2 protein-coding genes are annotated in these 1886 nt (G+C 65.0%); both read right to left on the bottom strand.

The window, feature by feature from the left end; all coding sequences use genetic code 11:
* Positions 1-1143, bottom strand: a 1143-nt coding sequence (locus FV223_RS26500; protein ID WP_147729718.1) for a pilus assembly protein TadG-related protein, incomplete at its 3' end; no start/stop codon positions are given.
* A gap of 301 nt (positions 1144-1444) precedes the next feature.
* Positions 1445-1705, bottom strand: a complete 261-nt coding sequence (locus FV223_RS26505; RefSeq protein WP_147729719.1) for a PepSY domain-containing protein — start codon at positions 1703-1705, stop codon at positions 1445-1447.
* Positions 1706-1886: the final 181 nt, after the last annotated feature.

A 1886-nucleotide genomic window follows, 5' to 3' on the forward strand; every position in this document is an offset into this window, starting at 1 on the left:
GGGCGGGGGTGAGCCTTTCGGGCCCGGTGGTGGTGGAACCGGCGCGGACACGCTTGGCTGCTCTGTCATCAGGAAGCCCGCCAGGGGGCCGCTCACCGGTGCCGACAGGCTGATTGTGGTGTTGGCATCGAACCGCAGACCAGCGGCGTCGCCCATGAAATAGAACCCGACATTCTGACCCGACATGCTGGCTTGCTGATCCACGATCAGCGGACCGTCCTTGATGATGTAGACGCCCGGGTTGAGTGTGACCTTGGCCGTTCCGATGATGTGCAGGCCGCCGCAATACGTGCCGGGATCAAGCGTCGTGCTGGCCGTCACCGCAACGTTGCCGGCTGCTGGTCCTCCCGGTCCCTTTCCTGGGCCAGGGCCGGCCGCCGAACTCACCGTCACGCAGCCCCCGGGGGGCGGTGCGGTCACGATGCTGGCCAAAGGATCGTTGATCGCAGGGCAACCCGTGGTCACAGGCGGCGCGAAGTTGGCGCGGGCTGTGCTCGATCCACCGACGCTGCAGATCCTGTCAGCCTTGGCGATGGCGTTGTCGTCACCCTGAATGGCCTTGGCATCTTTGGAGTTGGCATAAAGGGAGCAAGACGTCGCCGACAGGTTCGCGTTCTTCTCCAGATGCAGGCTACCCGTAGCAGCGGGATCGAGGGTGAGCAGGCACAGGCGCATCTTGCCCATGACCGTCGCGGTCGAGCGGGCTGTGATCGGCACCACCTTCACGCCGACGAAGGCTCCGAAGGTGAGCTTGAGATTGTCGGTCGCGCTGGCTGAGACGCCGGTCTTGTCACTGTTGACCGAAACCTGCACGGTCAGGGGCCGATCAGGCGGGGAGGGTGCATTTTCGATGATGATCCGCTGAACGATGCTGGCCACCGCAGTCGAATTCGATGGCGCGAGCTTCAGGGCATTACCTGCCGCGAGCGTGGCATTGTCGACGGCGCTCTGCAATTGGCTACGGCGATAGGCTATGCGGCTGTAATCGATGCCGCCGCCAACCAAGCCAAGGAGGACCACGCTGGTCAACGCGAAGATCAGAGCGACTGCACCGCGGCGATCCGCATGGAAGCGTTGCCAGGTCTGCAGCGCGCGCTGCCAGTAGGGGACACGGTACGCGTGGGTGCGGCTTTGCCGAGCCATTCAGGTACCGTTTGCGAGCGCGTTCCCCCGAACGCCCACACAGCAGCACACACACGTTAAAGATGCATTGGCTCTTGGTCTTCAGCGCCTCGGCCTCTGCGACGTGCCCAGTCCCGAACCTCGCCTACACCTCGACGGCAGGCTTGGATTGAAGGCAAAACGTCCGCTTCGGGGCAAACGGCCAGGGTCCGGTTGCCACTCTTCTCGGAGGTTTGGCTACAGGTACCAAGCGTCGGATTTCGACCCCTGGCAGGGTGGGCGCCGGTCGGCAGAGCCGCACGGCGCCCGCATCGTCCCTGCGCTACTCGGCCTTGCGCTTGACGATGGCGAGGGTCTTCGGATCGAGCTTCAGGTCGAACTGCTTGCCGGAGCCGTCGACGGCATCGTCGACCTCGATCATGCCGTCGTCCAGCTCGATCTCCTTCCACTGGGTGAAGCCTTCCTGCTTCAGCATCGCCTCGACCTTGGCCTGCTGGTCCGGCGGCAGCTTCTCGTCGGCCCGCGCCGCACCGGACAGGCCGGCGGCGAGGACGAGGGCGAGGACGGTGGAAGTCGGGCGCATGGCGGTTTCCCTTCGTGGTTGTCGACCGGCGGAGAACAGCCGCGCGAGGAGCCGGTTCCTGAGGTTGTCAGGCTCATAGGCGCCGCCTAGGCTTACTTTCCCGTAAGCCGAAGGCTCCTCACGTCATGGTCACCCGCGTCGCCACCGTCGCCTTCGAGGGCATCGAGGCGCGTGCCGTCGA

Origin of the sequence: Methylobacterium sp. WL116 (genome assembly GCF_008039455.1) — a bacterium.
Lineage (GTDB): Bacteria > Pseudomonadota > Alphaproteobacteria > Rhizobiales > Beijerinckiaceae > Methylobacterium.

Excerpts from the sequence above, each read along its gene's own strand:
- FV223_RS26505 (WP_147729719.1), bottom strand. The coding sequence starts at position 1,705 with ATGCGCCCGACTTCCACCGTCCTCGCCCTCGTCCTCGCCGCCGGCCTG.